Raw genomic sequence first — 16,986 nt, 5'->3', positions numbered from 1 at the left:
GATTGGCGCCCCCATGCCGGAGTCTCCACCCGGTGAACCCGTTCCGTCCAATCGAGGACCATCATGCGCATCGGCCCCCACGCCCTGCCCAATCCGGTGATCCTGGCCCCCATGGCCGGTGTCACGGATCGCCCGTTCCGGCGTCTGTGCCGGGAACTGGGCGCTGGCCTGGTGGTGTCGGAAATGGTGACCTCGGACACCCGCCTCTGGCAGTCGGCCAAGTCATCGCGCCGTCTTGATCACAGCGGCGAGCCTGGCCCGATCTCGGTGCAGATCGCCGGCGCCGATCCGCTGATGATGGCGGAGGCCGCCCGCGCCAACGTGGACCTGGGCGCCGAGATCATCGATATCAATATGGGCTGCCCGGCGAAAAAAGTCTGCAAACGGGCCGCCGGTTCCGCCTTGTTGTCGGAGCCGGAGCTGGTGGCGCGGATTCTCGAATCGGTGGTGGCCGCCGTGCCGGTACCGGTCACCCTGAAAATCCGCACCGGCCCCACCCGCGACAACCGCAACGCGGTTCTGATCGCCCGCATCGCCGAACAGTCCGGCATCCAGGCGCTGGCCATTCACGGCCGCACCCGTGCCGACCGTTTCAATGGCGAAGCGGAATTCGACACCATCGGCGAGGTGGTCCGCTCCGTGGAGATCCCGGTTATCGCCAACGGCGACATCGATTCCCCACAAAAAGCGCAACGGATACTGCAAAGCACCGGTGCCGGTGGTATCATGATCGGCCGCGCTGCTCAGGGTAACCCCTGGATATTCCAGGATACGGTGCATTACCTGGAGCACGGTCGTTTAGCCCCGGCGCCATCGGTGGAAGAAGTACGCGCTCGCGTGCTCACTCATTTGAGTGACTTGCATGACTTCTACGGCACGTATTCCGGTGTGCGCATCGCTCGCAAACATCTGGGCTGGTACACCCAGAATTTGCCGGGCGGGGAGCATTTCCGGCGCGGATTCAACAACCTGGAAAAGGCCACCGACCAACGGCGGGCCATCGAGCAGTTTTTCCAACAGATCAGCGCCAGCAGTGACCGGTTGCGTATCGGTTGCTATGGCGGGGTGTCTGCCCGGAACAAAGACGGAGCATTGGCCGCATGACCCTTTCTTCCATGAAGACAGTCACTGCACGGACACTGACAGAAATGAACACCGCTGAATCGCGTAAACCGCATCTGACCCTCGCCCGCAGCGAAACCCACGATACACTGCGTAACTGCGTGCGACGGTCCATCACCGACTACTTCAATCAGCTGGATGGGGAAGCGGTCAGCGACCTGTACCAGATGGTGCTGGCGGAGATGGAAATTCCGCTACTGGAAAAAGTTCTGGAATACACCCGTGGCAACCAGACCAAGGCTGCTGAATTACTGGGCCTGAACCGCGGGACGCTGCGCAAGAAACTCAAGCAGTACGGTTTGCTGTAAGGATAACCCAGAATGCCGAGGGCAGTTCAGACTGCCCTTTTTTATTGAGTATCGCTAACACGCAACACGCTGGCACGCAACTGACAAACCCCGCTCCGCTGCTCCACACCAGGCGTGCAAGCGTGCAGCGTGTCGGCGTGCAAGCGTCACCAAAGGTGCCCCTCCCATGAGCAAGGTGGTAGAACGCGCGCTGATCAGCGTTTCCGATAAAACCGGTATTGTCGACTTCGCCCGGGCCCTGGCCAACCGGGGCGTGGAACTGCTCTCCACGGGCGGCACTTTCCGTGCCATCCAGGAGGCCGGCATCGCCGTTCGCGAAGTATCCGATTACACCGGCTTCCCGGAAATGATGGACGGACGGGTGAAGACCCTGCACCCCAAGGTGCATGGCGGCATCCTTGGCCGGCGCGGCCAGGATGATCAGGTCATGGCGGACAACGACATCCAGCCCATCGATCTGGTGGTGGTGAACCTCTACCCGTTCGAGCAGACCGTCGCCAACCCGGACTGCAGCCTGGAAGACGCCATCGAAAACATCGACATCGGCGGCCCCACCATGGTGCGCTCGGCGGCCAAGAACAATGCCCACGTGGGCATCGTCACCGACGCCGGCGACTACGCCCGCGTGCTGGAGGACATGAACGCCAACAATGGCGCTTTGTCCGATGGGTTGCGCTTCGATCTGGCGATCAAGGCGTTCGAGCACACCGCCGCCTACGACAGCGCCATCGCCAACTATTTTGGCCGCCGGGTCGGCAACGGCAGCGCCGACTTCCCGCGCACCATCAATCTGAATTTCGTCAAGGCCCAGGAAATGCGCTACGGCGAGAACCCCCACCAGAAGGCGGCGTTCTACACCGAGCGGCGGCCCGGCGAGGCCTCCGTGGCCACTGCCCGGCAATTGCAGGGCAAGGAACTGAGCTACAACAACATCGCCGATACCGATGCCGCGCTGGAATGCGTCAAGTCCTTCACCAAGCCGGCCTGCGTGATCGTCAAGCACGCGAATCCTTGCGGCGTGTCGGTGAGCCTGGACGGCATCGGCAAAGCTTATGAGCTGGCTTTCCAGACCGACCCGGAATCCGCCTTCGGCGGCATCATCGCGTTCAATCGTGAACTGGACGCGGCCACCGCCAAGGCGATCGTCGACCGTCAGTTCGTGGAAGTGATCATCGCGCCCGCGGTGAGCGAGGAAGCCCTTGCCGTCACCGCCGCCAAGAAGAACGTGCGCGTGCTGGTGTGCGGCGAAATCAGCGGGCCGGCAAGCAGTGGCCTCGACTACAAACGCGTCAACGGCGGCCTGTTGGTGCAGGATCGGGACGTCGGCATGATCACCGAGGGGGATCTGAAAGTGGTCACCAAGCGGGCGCCGACGGAAGCCGAGATGCACGACCTGATCTTCGCCTGGAAAGTGGCCAAGTTCGTCAAATCCAACGCCATCGTCTACGCCAAAAACCGGCGGACGGTGGGTGTTGGCGCCGGCCAGATGAGCCGGGTGAACTCCGCCCGCATCGCCGCCATCAAGGCGGAACACGCCGGCCTGGAAGTGAAAGGCTCGGTGATGGCGTCCGATGCCTTCTTTCCGTTCCGCGACGGCATCGATAACGCCGCCGAGAACGGCATCCGCTGTGTGATTCAGCCGGGCGGCTCGATCCGCGACGAGGAAGTCATCGCCGCCGCCGACGAGGCCGACATGGCCATGGTCTTCACCGGCATGCGGCATTTCAGACACTGACGCTGGCACGCATGCACGCTACACGCACCACGCTCTTTTGCGTGCCAGCGTCGAGCGTGGTGCGTGAAAGCGACTCGAACGAAGTGAGAGACTCATGAAGGTCCTGATTATCGGTTCCGGCGGACGTGAACACGCCCTGGCCTGGAAAGTGGCCCAGGCGGAGCATGTGGAAAAAGTGCTGGTGGCACCCGGCAATGCCGGCACCGCCCGCGAAGCCAAGTTGGAAAACGTGGCGGTGGATGTGCTGGATCTGCCCGCCCTGGCCGATCTGGCCGAGCGCGAGCAGGTGGCCCTGACCATTGTTGGCCCGGAAGCGCCGCTGGTGGAAGGCGTGGTGGATTACTTCCAGGAGCGCGGCCTGCGCTGCTTCGGCCCCAGCAAGGCAGCGGCCCAGTTGGAAGGCTCCAAGGCCTTCACCAAGGATTTTCTGGCCCGTCACCACATTCCTACCGCCGCCTATGGCAACTTCACCGATGTGGACGAGGCGCTGGCCTATGTTCGTGAACAGGGTGCCCCCATCGTAATCAAGGCCGACGGCCTGGCCGCCGGCAAAGGCGTGATCGTCGCCATGACGCTGCCGGAAGCGGAAGAGGCGGTGCGCGATATGCTCGCCGGTAACCGTTTCGGTGACGCCGGCCACCGCGTGGTGGTGGAAGAGTTCCTGGACGGTGAGGAAGCGAGTTTCATCGTCATGGCCGACGGCGAGCATATCCTGCCGATGGCCACCAGCCAGGACCACAAACGGGTGGGCGACGGCGACACCGGCCCCAACACCGGCGGCATGGGCGCTTATTCGCCAGCGCCGGTGGTCAGCGATGACGTGCACCAGCGCATCATGGATCAGGTGATCCGGCCCACCGTGGCCGGCATGGCCGCGGAAGGCATGCCCTACACCGGCTTCCTCTATGCCGGCCTGATGATCGACGCCGCCGGTCAGCCCAAGGTGATCGAGTACAACTGCCGCTTCGGTGATCCGGAAACCCAGCCGATCATGATGCGTCTGCAATCCGACCTGGCCGGGCTCTGCCAGGCCGCCCTGGATCGCCGCCTGGACCAGGTGGAAGCGCAATGGGACCCACGCCCGGCTTTGGGTGTGGTGCTGGCCGCCGGCGGCTACCCGGACGACTACGGCAAAGGGGACGCCATCGAAGGGCTGGACCAGGCCGATTCCGATCTGGTGAAGGTCTTCCACGCCGGCACCCGCGAGCAAGACGGCCAGGTGGTCACCAATGGCGGGCGGGTACTGTGCGTCACCGCCCTGGGTGACAGCGTCGCCGATGCGCAACGCAATGCTTACCGGGGGGTGGCCAGGATTTCCTGGAAAGACGCCTACCACCGTACTGATATCGGCTATCGCGCCGTGGCCCGGGAGCGCGGCTGACCCGGCTTTCACCCCCAATCTGGCGGTCATTCATTGATCGCCGCCACCCCGCGCAGGGAGCACCATGCCTGAATCGCTGCCGTTGTTTCTGCTGGCCGTCGCCATCGGCTCCTATATTCAGGCCGTCACCGGTTTCGCTCTCGGCATCTTCCTGCTGGCCGCCGTGACCCTGCTCCAACTTGGCTCGATCCCGACCACCGCCACCGCGCTGAACATCATGAATCTGGCCATGGGCGCGGTGGTGGCGGTGCCCCAACTAAGAAAGGCGGACGGCCGTATCATCGCGCAGAGCCTGATTGGCCTGGTTCCGGCCATGATCATCGGTGTGCTGCTTCTCAGCTATCTCAACAGCAATGCCCAGAATCTGCTCAAGGCGCTGCTTGGCGCCGTCATTGTCGCCGCCGGCCTGGTGCTGGTCTGCCGCCCGGATCCGCTGCCACGGCGTTCCTCACCGGCCGCTTTCGTCGGCACCGGTTTCCTCGGCGGGTTCTTCGGCGGCCTGTTCAGCGTCAGCGGCCCCCCGGTCGTCTATCAGCTCTATCGCCAACCGATCCCGGTCCAGACCATCCGCATCACCCTGCTGACGCTGTTCTCACTGGCGTCACTGGGGCGTTTGGTAGTGGTCGGATTGCATGGTGATCTGACCCTGGATGTGGTCAAGATCGGGCTGTTGTCGCTGCCGGTGGTGGCGGCGATGGCCTGGGTCGGCAACCGTTTCCCGCCGCCGGTCAGTGAGCGTACGCTGCGGCGCGGCATCTTCGTCCTGCTAATGCTGTCCGGCGGCGGCACCCTGCTGATGGCGCTGACCGCCTGACTCACTGCCTGCTCCAGGACCCTTATCACAAAACCGCGACCTATCCGGGAAAAGGCTTAAAGTAGCCGCTATCATCGGCCCTAACGCGACACCTCGAGACCGCTTGTCTCATCACAACCATAATGATCGTCGCCGGTGTATCGTCCGCTGCCGCTTCTGGCGCCGTGCGTTTGCTCAGGGGGAAAGTATGTCCATCACCACACCGGATCCGTCCCGGCTCGCCGAGTTTATTCCGTTCGACGGCCTCAGCCAGACTCACCTGCAGGCCATCCAGGGCCAGTTGGAAGTGCTGAATCTGCCCCCCGGTCGGATGGTGTTCAAACGGGGCCAGCACAGCGACAAGGCCTACTTTCTGGTGGACGGTGAACTGGATCTGATTGATGCCGGCTTCAGCGTGCGGCCGTTTTCCGCCGGCGATGACGAAAATTATCTGGCCCTGGACAACTGCGCGCCGCATACCGTCAACGCCATTACCCGCACCGGCGCCATCCTTTACACTCTGGATCGGGATAAGCTGGATCTGTTGATGGCCTGGACCGGCGCGGTCGATCTGTTGCCGCCGCCGGGACAGGAGGAGCAATGGGACTGGACCGACGCCCTGCTGGCGTCCGGCTTGTTCGCCCGCATCGCGCCGGCCAAGCTGCATACGCTGTTCATGCAGTTCAGGCCCCGGGAAGTGGAGATGGGCACCACCGTGGTCCGCGAAGGGGATGCCGGCGACACGTTCTACGTGCTCAAACAGGGGCAGGCCATGGTCACCCGTGGCCAGGGGCGCGGCACCGGTACCCTCGCCACTCTGGGACCGGGCCGTTTTTTCGGCGAAGACGCCCTGATCAGCGACCAGCCACGTAACGCCACCGTGACGATGACCAGCGATGGTGTGCTGATGTGCCTGGGGCAGGATGATTTCCAGGACATTCTGCAAGCCTCCGTGATCCGCCATCTGAATGAGGATACCCTCAACGACATGGTCCTCGACGGCGACCACGCTTGTATTCTGCTCGATGTGCGGTTACCGATGGAATTCCGGCATGACCGGACTCCCGGCGCCCGCAATATTCCGCTGGGCGAACTGAGACAAAAAGCCCCCGCCCTGGAGCGGGATTTCACTTATATACTGTGTTCCGCGGGTCGACGCAGCGAGTTGGGAGCCTATATCCTTTCCGAAGCCGGCCTCAATGCGTATGTGCTGGATCGGGAAACGAAGAAGGATGATGCCACCAAGGACGTTTTGGCCACGGAATAACCCCCCTGGGCGGTGGCTGCCGCTGATATTCGGCCTGCTCTGGCTGGTCGCCGGCCGCGCCTGGGCGGCTCCCCCGCCGCCGTTCGTGATCAACAGCGAGCCGGACGATGCCCGCATTACCATCTATTCCGAATACCTGCCCGACCCGGACAATCATTATTCCCTGGAGGATGTGGTCAGCGGCGGCCTGGATCACCGGTTCCAACCAGCCTCCCGCTTCGTCGAACGGCTCGGGCTGAGCAACCACGACTGGTGGATTCGCGTTTCCATCCACAATGAGCTGTCCGATCAGCAGCGCTTCGCTCTGGTGATGGCTCCCCGTGCCTACCAGGACAGTCAGTTCTATGTTCCCGACGGCCCCCCCGGCACCACGCGCTATCGCACCCCGCTGCCGGATGAATCCTTTGTCCACCGCTACCCGATCCAGGTGCTCGATCTGCCCTTGGGCCAGCCGCGGGTCTTCTACTGGCGGGTGAATCCTCACGGTGAACTGGTCTATTCATTGACGCTCACCACCATGCAAAAAGCGCTCGGGGACAATCCTCTGTACGGCGTCTACTGGCTGCTGATCGGCATGTTGCTGACCATGTCCCTGTACCATCTGGCTCTGGCCTTCATGCGTTCCGCCACCAGCCACGGCTACCACGCCCTGTTCGGCTTCTGCGTGGTCGGCCTTATCGTCGTCGGCGGCGGCTTCCTGGGCCATCAGGATGATCTCAGCAGTTGGGATCATCCATTGCGCCTCACCCTGCTCTCCGTGGCGCTGTTCGCCGCCTGCGGCGCCGGGCGCACCTTCGTCGACAGTCACCAGCACAGTCCCGCCCTGCACTACATCCTGCTGGTGCTGGGGGCTCTGGCCCTGGTGCAGATCCCGTTGCTGTTGATTCTGCCGTCACCAGCGGCGATGGGGCTGTGCAGCATCCTCGTTCTGCTGTCCGTTCCCTGTCTGGTCGCACTGGGTTATCAGGCCTGGCACCGGGAAGTGCCCGCCGGCGCCCTGTTCTTCTTCACCAGTATTCTGGTGGGCGTGCCGGTAGCCATTTTGTGCCTGGTAACCCTGGGCCTGCTGCATACCGGCCTGGATGTGCCACTGACATTGCTTCTGGTGTTCACCGTGGCGGGCAGCCTGAAAACCGCCGGTCTGCGTCTGCAGCATCAACGCCGCCAACGGCTCAGGGCGGAACAGTTACGCAATCAGGCCGTCACCGAGACCGTCGAGACCACCCGCCGCGAGACCCTGGCACGCATGGGGCACGACGCTCGCACCCCGCTCAGCGGCATCCTCGGCATGGCCGAATTGCTCGACGATACCCCACTGACCCCGAATCAGAAGGAGTGTGTCAGCGCCATCCACAACGCCGGCGAAAGCCTGTTGAAGATCATCAACGACGTACTCGAATATTCCCAGCTGTCCACATCGGGTACCGAGATCAGCCGCGAGGCTCTGGATGTGCACGAGCTGCTGGTGGATGCCGTGGACCTGTTCCGGGAACGGGCCGAAGAAAAGCAGGTGGAGCTGATCACCCATGTGCACACCAATGTGCCAGCTCGCATGGAGGGGGATCCCGGACGCCTGCGCCAGGTGCTGACCAATCTGATTGGCGCCTTCATCCGCCAGGCACAGCATGGCGAACTGATCATTGATGTGTCGCTGGAACCCACCGGCCAGGCCGGCCAGGTGCGCTTTGAATTCGCTGGCACCGCTCTGCGCGCCGGCACCCTGCACGATCTGCGCGAAAACGGCGCCCGCCAGGACAGCAGCACCCTGAACCTGGCTATCGCCGAGCAATTGGTGGAAGCCATGGGCGGCCGCTGCGGACATCGCGACGGGCACAATCAGGAACCGGCCTACTGGTTCATCGTGCCGCTATCGGCGCTGGATGATCCGGCGCCCGATAATCCGGCGGACCGGGTCCCCCTGCTCGGACGCAGCATGCTGGTGGTGGATGATTCCACCACCGTCACCCGGGTGATCCGCCACCTGGCCCTGAGCTGGGGCATGCGTGTCACCGCCAGCAACGATCCACGCGAGGCGCTGGCCTCATTGCGCACCCAGGCCAATATCAACGAGCCCTACGACGTGGTGCTGCTGGACCACCAGATGCCGGGGATGACCGGGGTGCAACTGGCGGCACGGATCCACGAAGACCCGGTCATCACGCACTCGCCGGTATTGATCATGCTCACCGGCATCAGCAGTTCCCCCACCGATATGGACGCACGCAACGTCAGTATCCACCGGGTTCTGACCAAACCGGTGTCGGCGCCGCGCCTCAAACAGGTACTGAGCGAGGAACTGGGCCTGCAGCGCCCTTCAGCGCCACGCCAGCGCAGCGAAAGCCCTGACCCCGGACTACAGGTGCTGGTGGTCGAGGACCACAAGCTGAGCCAGAAGGTAATCCGCGGCATGCTCAATAAGCTGGGAATTTCTCCGGAACTGGCCGCCAACGGCCTCGAGGCCCTCAACCGCGCCACCCAGAAGCGTTACGACCTGATCCTGATGGACTGCGAAATGCCAGAGATGGACGGATTCGAGGCCACCCGCCGGATTCGTGCCCACGAGCGGGAAAATGGTCTGGTGGCGGTCCCCATTGTCGCCCTCACCGCCCATATCCTGCGCGAGCACCGGGAGCGCAGCCTGGCATCGGGAATGAACGCCCACATCCCCAAGCCGGTGGAACTGAATGTGCTTCGTGACGTACTGATTCGCTTCACCCGGCGCGGGGTGGAGGAATCCAGGGAAGAATCCTGACCCGCGCGAGGCGCGCCGCCGCGACGATGGCGAGCGTTGCCTGCTACACTATCGCCCCGGCCATACCGGCGTCCGCCACGGACATCCGCATGGCCGGCTTACCATCCGCCCCATGAGCATCGTGGAGAAGTCGTGATGACGGGTCGTCACCTGACGCCAGTGGACCAATTGCTTAGCCGCGTGGACAACGCGCTGCGCACCCTTACTCCCGGATCCACCCGGGCCTCCCGGCAGCCCGCCGCCCAATCCAGCGATGACGAAGCCGCCATCAAGGACCGGAGCGCCCCCCTGGACACCCGGCAGCAGCGCCATATCGCCGGTCTGATGCGCATCAACCACACCGGCGAGGTCTGTGCCCAGGCGCTGTACCAGGGCCAGGCCAGCACCGCCACCTTGCCCCACGTGCGTCATGCCATGGAGGAAGCCGCCCGGGAGGAGGAAGATCATCTGGCCTGGTGCGAGGACCGTATTCGCGAACTGGGCAGCGTGCCCAGCCGTCTGAATCCGCTGTTCTACGCCATGAGCTACACTCTCGGCGCCGGCGCCGGTCTGGCCGGAGACCGCTGGAGCCTGGGCTTTGTCTCGGAAACCGAACATCAGGTGGTGCGCCATCTGGAGCGCCACCTGTCCGAACTGCCCGCCGCCGATCACCGCACCCGTGCCATCCTTGAACAGATGCGCGAAGACGAGTTGAAACACGCCGTCACCGCCGAAGACGCCGGCGGCGCCCCCCTCCCCACCCCGATCCGCCGCGTCATGACCCTGATGAGCAAGGTCATGACGTTCACCACCTACAGGATCTAGTGAATAATTAACAGTTAATAGTTAACAGCGAAAATCAAAAGCAAAAAGGCCGCGCCCAACACCTGGACGCGGCCTTTTGGCTTTCAGCACCTAGCGCACTTCATCGCGCGCTATTCACTGTTCACTATTAACTCTTCACTGCCTTTTCTACATGTTCCGGCTGTAGAAAATCTCCAGCATCTCGGTTTGCAGGCGTTCCTTGATTTCGGCCAGTTCGACATCGTCGAATTCGTCGCTACCGGCACCGAACAGGTAGTTTTCGATGTCGAAGTCCTTGAGCAGCATCTTGGTGTGGAAGATGTTCTCCTGGTACACGTTGACGTCGATCATCTGGTATGCGTTCTGGGTGTCCTCGACCAGGAAGTTCTGTATCGAAGTGATGTCGTGATCGATGTAGTGCTTGGTGCCGTCCAGATCCCGTGTCATGCCGCGAACCCGATAGTCGATGGTGACGATATCGGAGTCGAAGCTGTGAATCAGGTAGTTCAGCGCCCGCAGCGGCGAGATCACACCACAGGTGGACACATCCACATCCACCCGGAACGTGGAAATGCCGTTATCCGGATGGGATTCCGGATAGGTGTGGACGGTCACATGGCTCTTGTCCAGGTGCGCCACCACCGTGTCCGGCAACGGCCCCGGCGCCTCTTCGTCCCAGTCAGTACCGCTCGGCGGGGTCTCGTGTTCCGCGATCAGCATGGTCACGCTGGCGCCCTGCGGGTCGTAGTCCTGGCGGGCCACGTTGAGGACGTTGGCGCCGATGATGCGCGTCACGTTGGTGAGGATTTCAGTCAGCCGCTCCGCATTGTAGAGCTCATCGATATATTCGATGTACTCCTTGCGATGCTGCTCGGTCTTCGCGTAGGCGATGTCGAAAATATTGAAGCTGAGCGACTTGGTCAGGTTGTTGAAACCGTGCACCGAAATCTTGGGATTGGGATCTTTTACCACCGCGTTTCCCCGTTGGCGGTCGTCACCGCCCATGGTTTTACTCACTCACTCCCGGATACGCCTGAGCGCACCGGGATCCGCAGGTTATTTGGCGCCGGCCCAGGCCCTTCCGGCGCCTCGTCGCCTTGGCGAAGGGTATCCGCTCAGGCTTCGATGGTATAGCTGTGGGTGACCTCCACACCACCACGGGTGAGCATGATCGACGCGGAGCAGTATTTCTCCGCCGACAATGACACCGCCCGCTTCACCTGCGCCTCCTTGAGATCCTCGCCGGATACCACGAAGTGCAAATGAATTTTTGTGAATACGGCGGGGACTTCGTCCTCCGCCCGCTCCGCGCTCAGCTCACAGCGGCAGCCCGTCACATTCTGGCGGGATTTACGCAGAATATGCACCACATCAAACGCGGAACAGCCGCCGACGCTCATCAGCAGGGTTTCCATCGGGCGCGGACCGCGATTCTGGCCGCCATGATCGGGCGGACCGTCCATAAGGATGGTGTGACCGGAACCGGATTCCGCCTGAAAACAAGCTTCGCCCTGCCATTCAACCACGGCTTTCATCACTTACTCCTGCTCGGCACCGGAGCGGCTCACCAGGCCCGCCCCCAAATGGGCGCGCAGATTACCACAGAGCGGCCCCGCGACCATACCCTTGGAGCCAGCTCATGGCCTCCTCGCCACCGCGTTGACCACCTCCGAACGCCCCCGACAGCGGACCGGTGTCACCCCTTTGCGCACTCGCGGGCTCCCACCCTTGGCAGCGATGTGAAAAACAGGCAATATCCTTGAGCTTAATCGGCTAAGACATTCTTCTGGCTTAAGCAGAGACCCCATGAGCGACGGCAACAAGATTATTCCCAATCTGGACCACTTTCTGGCCAACTGCCACCGTCGGCGGTATCCGGCGAAGAGCACCATTATCTACGCTGGCGATGAATCCGACGCCCTTTATTACATTCTCCGTGGCTCGGTCACGGTGATGATCGAGGACGACGACGGTCGCGAGATGATCATGGCGTACCTCAACGAAGGTGACTTCTTCGGTGAAATGGGCCTGTTCGAGAGCGACCCTTCCCGCTCCGCCTGGGTAAAAGCGAAGACCGAGTGCGAAGTGGCCGAGGTGAGCTACGCCAAATTCCGCCAGTTGACCCGGGAAGACGCCGACATTCTGTTCGCCGTATCGGCGCAACTGGCTGGCCGTCTGCGCGCCACCACCCGCAAGGTGGGCGATCTGGCCTTTCTGGACGTCACCGGCCGGGTCGCCGGCACCCTGCTGGATCTGTGCAAGCAACCCGACGCCATGACCCACCCGGACGGCATGCAGATCAAGGTCACCCGCCAGGAAATCGGCCGCATCGTCGGCTGCTCCCGCGAGATGGTCGGCCGGGTTCTCAAGAACCTGGAAGAACAGGGCCTGGTGTCCGTGAAGGGCAAGACCATGGTGGTGTATGGCACGCGCTAAGCGCGTGCCAAGTTGACAGTTGATAGTGAGCAGTTGACAGCCAAAAGCAAACAGAAAAACAAAACAGGTGATCTTTAGCCGCTGTGGGAGCGTGCTTGCAAGCGAATCTCGCCAAGCGCTTGAGCCAACCCCATTCGCTTGCAAGCACGCTCCCACAGAAAACGCATGGACTGGCTTTTGATTTTCGCTGCTAACTATTCACTGTTCACTATTAACTAGAAAAACAGCTTTTTCAGCGCCGCGCCGGGGTCTTCCTCGCGCATGAAGGCCTCGCCAACCAGAAAGCCGTGGATGCCGTTATCGCGCATCAGGCGCGCATCGGCGCGGGTGTGGATGCCGCTCTCGGTGACCACCAGGTGATCGGCGGGCACTTGCGGGGCCAGTTCCAGGGTGGTGTCCAGGCGGGTTTCGAAGGTGCGCAGGTCACGGTTGTTGATACCCACCACTTCCACGTTCAGTTTCATGGCCCGCTCCAGTTCCTCTCCGGAGTGCACTTCCACCAGCACGTCGCAGCCGGCTTGCTGAGCGGCGTGATAGAGCTCGTCCATCTGCGCGTCGGATAATGCCGCCACGATCAGCAGAATAGCGTCCGCGCCCATGGCCCGGGTTTCGAACACCTGCCAGGGGTCAACGATGAAATCCTTGCGCAGCACCGGCAGCGACACCGCGTTACGGGCCGCGCGCAGATAGTCCTCATGGCCCTGGAAGAACTCCTGATCGGTGAGCACGGACAGACAGGCGGCGCCGTTTTCCTCATAGCGGCGGGCGATATCCACCGGGTCGAAGTTCTCACGAATAACCCCCTTGCTGGGAGAGGCTTTCTTGATTTCCGCGATTACCGCCGGCTTGCCCTCGGCCACGCGATCGTACAGCTTTCGATGGAACCCTCTCGCCCGCCGCTGGTTCTCCGCCAGCGCCCGCAGGTCCCCCATGCTGTAACGGCGCTTGCCGTCGGCGATCTCCTGCTCTTTACGTTCGATGATGCGATCAAGAATGGTGCCGTTGCTCATGGCCGCTCCTGGCTGTCTGCGCGGGCCGCGCCGGCCCGCTTTCTTTATCGAGGGTGGTCAAGCCACTCCCATTAGAACGCTCCCGGCGGGGGATGTTCAAAGGCCTTACGTTAAATCCTGTTCAATCCGCGGCGTTCAATCCGCCGCTTTCAAGGCGCGGCAAAACTGGGCCAGTTCCCGCATGCGCTCGGCGGCTTCACCGTTATGAATCAAATCATCCGCCATCCGCACGCCTTCCGCCAGCGTGCGGGTCACCCCGGACACATAGATCGCCGCGCCGGCGTTCAGCGCCACCATGTCCGCGGCCTTGGCCGACACCGGTCCGGTACGTTTGCCGAACGCATCCCGGATCAGCGCCAGCGACGCCTTGGGATCGGTAACGTTCAGCCCCACCAGAGAATCGGACTCAATGCCCACGTCTTCCGGCGTGATCTGGAACTCCCGTACTTCACCATCCTTGAATTCCGCCACATGCGTGCGGCCCGCCAGAGTGATCTCGTCCAGGCCATCATGGCCATGCACCACCATCACATGCTCCGCGCCCAGACGCCCCATCACTTCGGCCATGGGCCGGCAAAGCCGGTCGGAGAAGACGCCCACCACCAGCCGTTGGACGGCGGCGGGATTGGTCATCGGGCCGAGAATATTGAACAGCGTGCGCATGCCCAATTCCTTGCGCGGGCCGATGGCGTACTTCATGGCGCTGTGATGACCGGGGGCGAACATGAACCCCACGCCGACCGCGTCAACGCACTGGGCCACCTGCTCCGGCGTCAGGTCCAGATCGACGCCGGCGGCCTCCAGCAGATCCGCTGAGCCGCTCTTGGAACTGACCGAGCGACCGCCGTGCTTGGCCACCCGGCAACCGGCGGCGGCGGCGACGAAGGCGCTGGCGGAGGACACATTGAACAGATTGGCGCCATCACCGCCGGTACCGACGATATCCACTAGATGGCGGCGGTTCTCGATGGTCACCGGTTTCACCAGCTCGCGCATCACCATGGCGGCACCGGTGATCTCGTCCAGGGATTCGCTCTTCATCCGCAGCCCCACCAGGAAACCGCCGATCTGAGCGTCGGTGGCGCCGCCGGTCATGATCTGGCGCATCACTTCGCGCATTTCCTCGGTGGACAGATCAATATGGTCCACCACCCGCGCCAGCGCGTCCTGAATATTCATGCTCATTGCCCCCCCTGCTCGAGAAAGTTCTTCAACATGGCGTGGCCATGCTCGGTCAGAATCGACTCTGGATGGAACTGCACCCCTTCCAGGGGCAGTTCTTTATGCCGCATGCCCATGATCTCTTCCATTTCGCCCTGCTCATTCCCGGTCCAGGCGGTGATCTCAAAACACTCGGGCAGCGTCTCCCGGGCCACCACCAGGGAATGATAGCGAGTGGCGATGAACGGGCTCGACAGGCCGGCGAACACCCCCTGGCCGGTATGGTGCACCGACGAGGTCTTGCCGTGCATCACTTGCCCGGCACGCACCACCTTTCCACCGAACGCCTGCCCCAGGGACTGATGTCCCAGACAGACGCCGAGAATCGGCAGCTTGCCGGCGAAATGGCGAATCGCCTCCACGGAAATACCGGCTTCGTTGGGCGAACAGGGCCCCGGCGAAATCATCAGCCGATCCGCCGCCAGCGCTTCCATGCCGGCCAGATCAATCTGGTCGTTGCGGTGCACCAACACCTCGGCCCCCAGTTCCTGCAGATACTGGACCAGGTTATAGGTGAAGCTGTCGTAGTTATCGATCATCAAGACCCGCATCAGCGTTCCCCCTCGTCCAGATTCAGCCCGCCCAGGGCCATGTTCACCGCGCGGAATACGGCGCGGGCCTTGTTCATGGTCTCTTTCCATTCCAGATCGGGCTGGGAGTCGGCCACCACGCCGCCGCCGGCCTGCACATAGAGCCGGCCGTCCTTGACCACCGCGGTGCGGATCGCGATCGCCATGTCCATGTCGCCATCGAAGCCGATATAGCCCACCGCGCCGCCGTAGACACCCCGTTTGGTGGGCTCCAGCTCGTCGATGATTTCCATGGCGCGGATCTTCGGCGCGCCGCTCAGGGTGCCGGCGGGGAAAGTGGCCCGCAGCACGTCCAGCGGCCCCAGTTCCGGACGCAGTTTGCCTTCCACATTGGAGACGATATGCATCACGTGGGAATAGCGCTCCACCGCCATTTTCTCGGTCAGCTTCACTTCCCCCGGTCTGGCCACCCGGCCAACATCATTGCGGCCCAGATCGATCAGCATCAGGTGTTCGGCCAGTTCCTTCGGGTCCGCCAGCAGCTCTTCTTCCAGCTCCCGGTCCCGCTCCGGTGTTGCGCCGCGCTTGCGGGTGCCGGCAATGGGCCGCACGGTAACCGTGTCGCCCTCGACCCGGGTGAGAATCTCCGGCGAGGAGCCGGCGATATGGAAATCTTCCAGGTCCAGATAGAACATGTAGGGGGAAGGGTTGAGATAGCGCAAAGCGCGATAAAGATCCATGGCCGGCGCCGGGAATTCACAGCTCATGCGCTGCGCCGGCACCACCTGCATCACATCTCCCGCCAGGATGTATTCACGAATCGTTTCCACCGCCTGGCCATGCCGGTCGCGGGGAAACTCGGAGACGAAATCCTCTTCCCCCACCGGTTCGCCATAGCGATGGTGGCCGGGCTCGGACAACGGCGCCCGCAGCTTCGCCTCCAACTCATCCAATCGGCGCAACGCCCGACCCTCGGCGTGGCTGTCCGCCGGGTCCACCTGCACGATCAGGAACAGGCTGCCGCGCAGGTTATCGAACACCACCACTTCCTCGGAGCGCATCAGCAGGATATCCGGCACGCCTAGCACGTCTTCCCCCGGCGCCGGCCCCAGACGCGGTTCGAAGTAACGCACGCTGTCGTAGCCGAAGTAGCCCACCAGCCCCCCGTTGAAACGGGGCAGACCGGGAATTTCCGGGGTGTTGTATTCCTGCCGGTAGGCCTCGATCCAGGCGATCGGATCCGGCACGTCCAACTGGCGTTCGCCGTCGGCGTCGGTAATCAGAATGCGCCGGCCGTGGATACGGATCACCTCCGCCGCCGGCAGGCCGATCATGGAGTAACGCCCCCAGCGCTCCCCACCCTGCACGGACTCGAACAGATAGCTGTAAGGCCCGGCGGCCAGTTTGCGATAGGCGGACAGCGGCGTGTCCAGATCCGCCAGCACTTCACGCACTACCGGTACGCGGGTGTAACCCTGGCGGGCATACTCATCCAGATTTCGTGGTGACATGGTGGTCCCCGATCTTGATACAGACGACAGATTGTAGACGGAAATAAAACGCGAGGGGTGCCGCTATCGGCAAAGGAAGCGGCAAGCGAAGAGCGTCACCATCGCCAGGCGGCGACGGAGCGGGGCAGGAACTTGAT

The 16,986-nt window shown here is 62.7% G+C and carries 15 protein-coding genes; 9 read left to right on the top strand and 6 right to left on the bottom strand.

Annotated elements, in window-relative coordinates; genetic code table 11:
• Window positions 1-63: 63 nt before the first annotated feature.
• The 8 genes from dusB to coq7 all read left to right on the top strand — a co-directional run bounded on the left by dusB (window position 64) and on the right by coq7 (window position 10,162).
• On the top strand, window positions 64-1,104 hold the full coding sequence (gene dusB, locus A6D6_RS04575) for a tRNA dihydrouridine synthase DusB (RefSeq protein WP_159660063.1): 1,041 nt from the start codon (window positions 64-66) through the stop codon (window positions 1,102-1,104).
• A gap of 44 nt (window positions 1,105-1,148) precedes the next feature.
• Window positions 1,149-1,430 (top strand): DNA-binding transcriptional regulator Fis, encoded by a 282-nt coding sequence (fis, locus tag A6D6_RS04570; RefSeq protein ID WP_014993375.1) that lies wholly within the window; start codon window positions 1,149-1,151, stop codon window positions 1,428-1,430.
• A 166-nt stretch (window positions 1,431-1,596) separates the two neighbouring features.
• Window positions 1,597-3,165 (top strand): bifunctional phosphoribosylaminoimidazolecarboxamide formyltransferase/IMP cyclohydrolase, encoded by a 1,569-nt coding sequence (gene purH, locus A6D6_RS04565; protein ID WP_159660062.1) that lies wholly within the window; start codon window positions 1,597-1,599, stop codon window positions 3,163-3,165.
• Window positions 3,166-3,259: 94 nt separating this feature from the next.
• Window positions 3,260-4,546, top strand: a complete 1,287-nt coding sequence (gene purD / locus A6D6_RS04560; protein WP_159660061.1) for a phosphoribosylamine--glycine ligase — start codon at window positions 3,260-3,262, stop codon at window positions 4,544-4,546.
• A 64-nt stretch (window positions 4,547-4,610) separates the two neighbouring features.
• On the top strand, window positions 4,611-5,360 hold the full coding sequence (locus A6D6_RS04555; protein ID WP_133491967.1) for a sulfite exporter TauE/SafE family protein: 750 nt from the start codon (window positions 4,611-4,613) through the stop codon (window positions 5,358-5,360).
• A 187-nt stretch (window positions 5,361-5,547) separates the two neighbouring features.
• Window positions 5,548-6,606 carry a cyclic nucleotide-binding domain-containing protein gene (locus A6D6_RS04550; RefSeq protein WP_133491966.1) on the top strand — a complete coding sequence of 353 codons (1,059 nt, stop codon included), beginning with the start codon at window positions 5,548-5,550 and terminating at the stop codon, window positions 6,604-6,606.
• A complete protein-coding gene (locus tag A6D6_RS04545; protein WP_159660060.1) occupies window positions 6,572-9,358 on the top strand; it encodes a hybrid sensor histidine kinase/response regulator in 2,787 nt (928 codons plus the stop codon). Before A6D6_RS04550 ends, A6D6_RS04545 begins: the two co-directional genes overlap by 35 nt.
• Window positions 9,359-9,493: 135 nt before the next feature.
• Window positions 9,494-10,162: a 2-polyprenyl-3-methyl-6-methoxy-1,4-benzoquinone monooxygenase gene (gene coq7, locus A6D6_RS04540; RefSeq protein WP_236563985.1), complete on the top strand. Its 669-nt coding sequence runs from the start codon at window positions 9,494-9,496 to the stop codon at window positions 10,160-10,162.
• A gap of 147 nt (window positions 10,163-10,309) precedes the next feature.
• On the opposite strand, the gene speD is transcribed toward coq7, so the two are convergent.
• A complete protein-coding gene (speD, locus tag A6D6_RS04535) occupies window positions 10,310-11,146 on the bottom strand; it encodes an adenosylmethionine decarboxylase (protein ID WP_133492005.1) in 837 nt (278 codons plus the stop codon).
• A gap of 110 nt (window positions 11,147-11,256) precedes the next feature.
• On the bottom strand, window positions 11,257-11,676 hold the full coding sequence (locus tag A6D6_RS04530) for an OsmC family protein (protein WP_133491963.1): 420 nt from the start codon (window positions 11,674-11,676) through the stop codon (window positions 11,257-11,259).
• 271 nt (window positions 11,677-11,947) lie between these two features.
• Here A6D6_RS04530 and crp point away from each other — a divergent pair, with 271 nt between their 5' ends.
• Entirely contained in the window at window positions 11,948-12,577 is a 630-nt protein-coding gene (gene crp, locus A6D6_RS04525) for a cAMP-activated global transcriptional regulator CRP (RefSeq protein WP_014993366.1), read from the top strand.
• Window positions 12,578-12,792: 215 nt separating this feature from the next.
• On the opposite strand, the gene trpC is transcribed toward crp, so the two are convergent.
• The 4 genes from trpC to trpE form a co-directional block, all read right to left on the bottom strand.
• Window positions 12,793-13,587, bottom strand: coding sequence for an indole-3-glycerol phosphate synthase TrpC (trpC, locus tag A6D6_RS04520; RefSeq protein WP_159660058.1), 795 nt, complete (start codon window positions 13,585-13,587; stop codon window positions 12,793-12,795).
• Window positions 13,588-13,722: 135 nt separating this feature from the next.
• Window positions 13,723-14,766 carry an anthranilate phosphoribosyltransferase gene (trpD, locus tag A6D6_RS04515; protein WP_133492004.1) on the bottom strand — a complete coding sequence of 348 codons (1,044 nt, stop codon included), beginning with the start codon at window positions 14,764-14,766 and terminating at the stop codon, window positions 13,723-13,725.
• A 2-nt stretch (window positions 14,767-14,768) separates the two neighbouring features.
• Window positions 14,769-15,359, bottom strand: coding sequence for an anthranilate synthase component II (locus tag A6D6_RS04510; protein ID WP_159660057.1), 591 nt, complete (start codon window positions 15,357-15,359; stop codon window positions 14,769-14,771).
• The gene (trpE, locus tag A6D6_RS04505) at window positions 15,359-16,849 is read right to left on the bottom strand and encodes an anthranilate synthase component I (RefSeq protein ID WP_133491960.1); all 1,491 of its coding nucleotides are present in this window, start codon (window positions 16,847-16,849) and stop codon (window positions 15,359-15,361) included. Before trpE ends, A6D6_RS04510 begins: the two co-directional genes overlap by 1 nt.
• Window positions 16,850-16,986: the final 137 nt, after the last annotated feature.

It is taken from the genome of Alcanivorax xiamenensis (assembly GCF_009846745.1).
Lineage (GTDB): Bacteria > Pseudomonadota > Gammaproteobacteria > Pseudomonadales > Alcanivoracaceae > Alloalcanivorax > Alloalcanivorax xiamenensis.
This window is presented reverse-complemented; position numbering and strand designations above follow the sequence as displayed.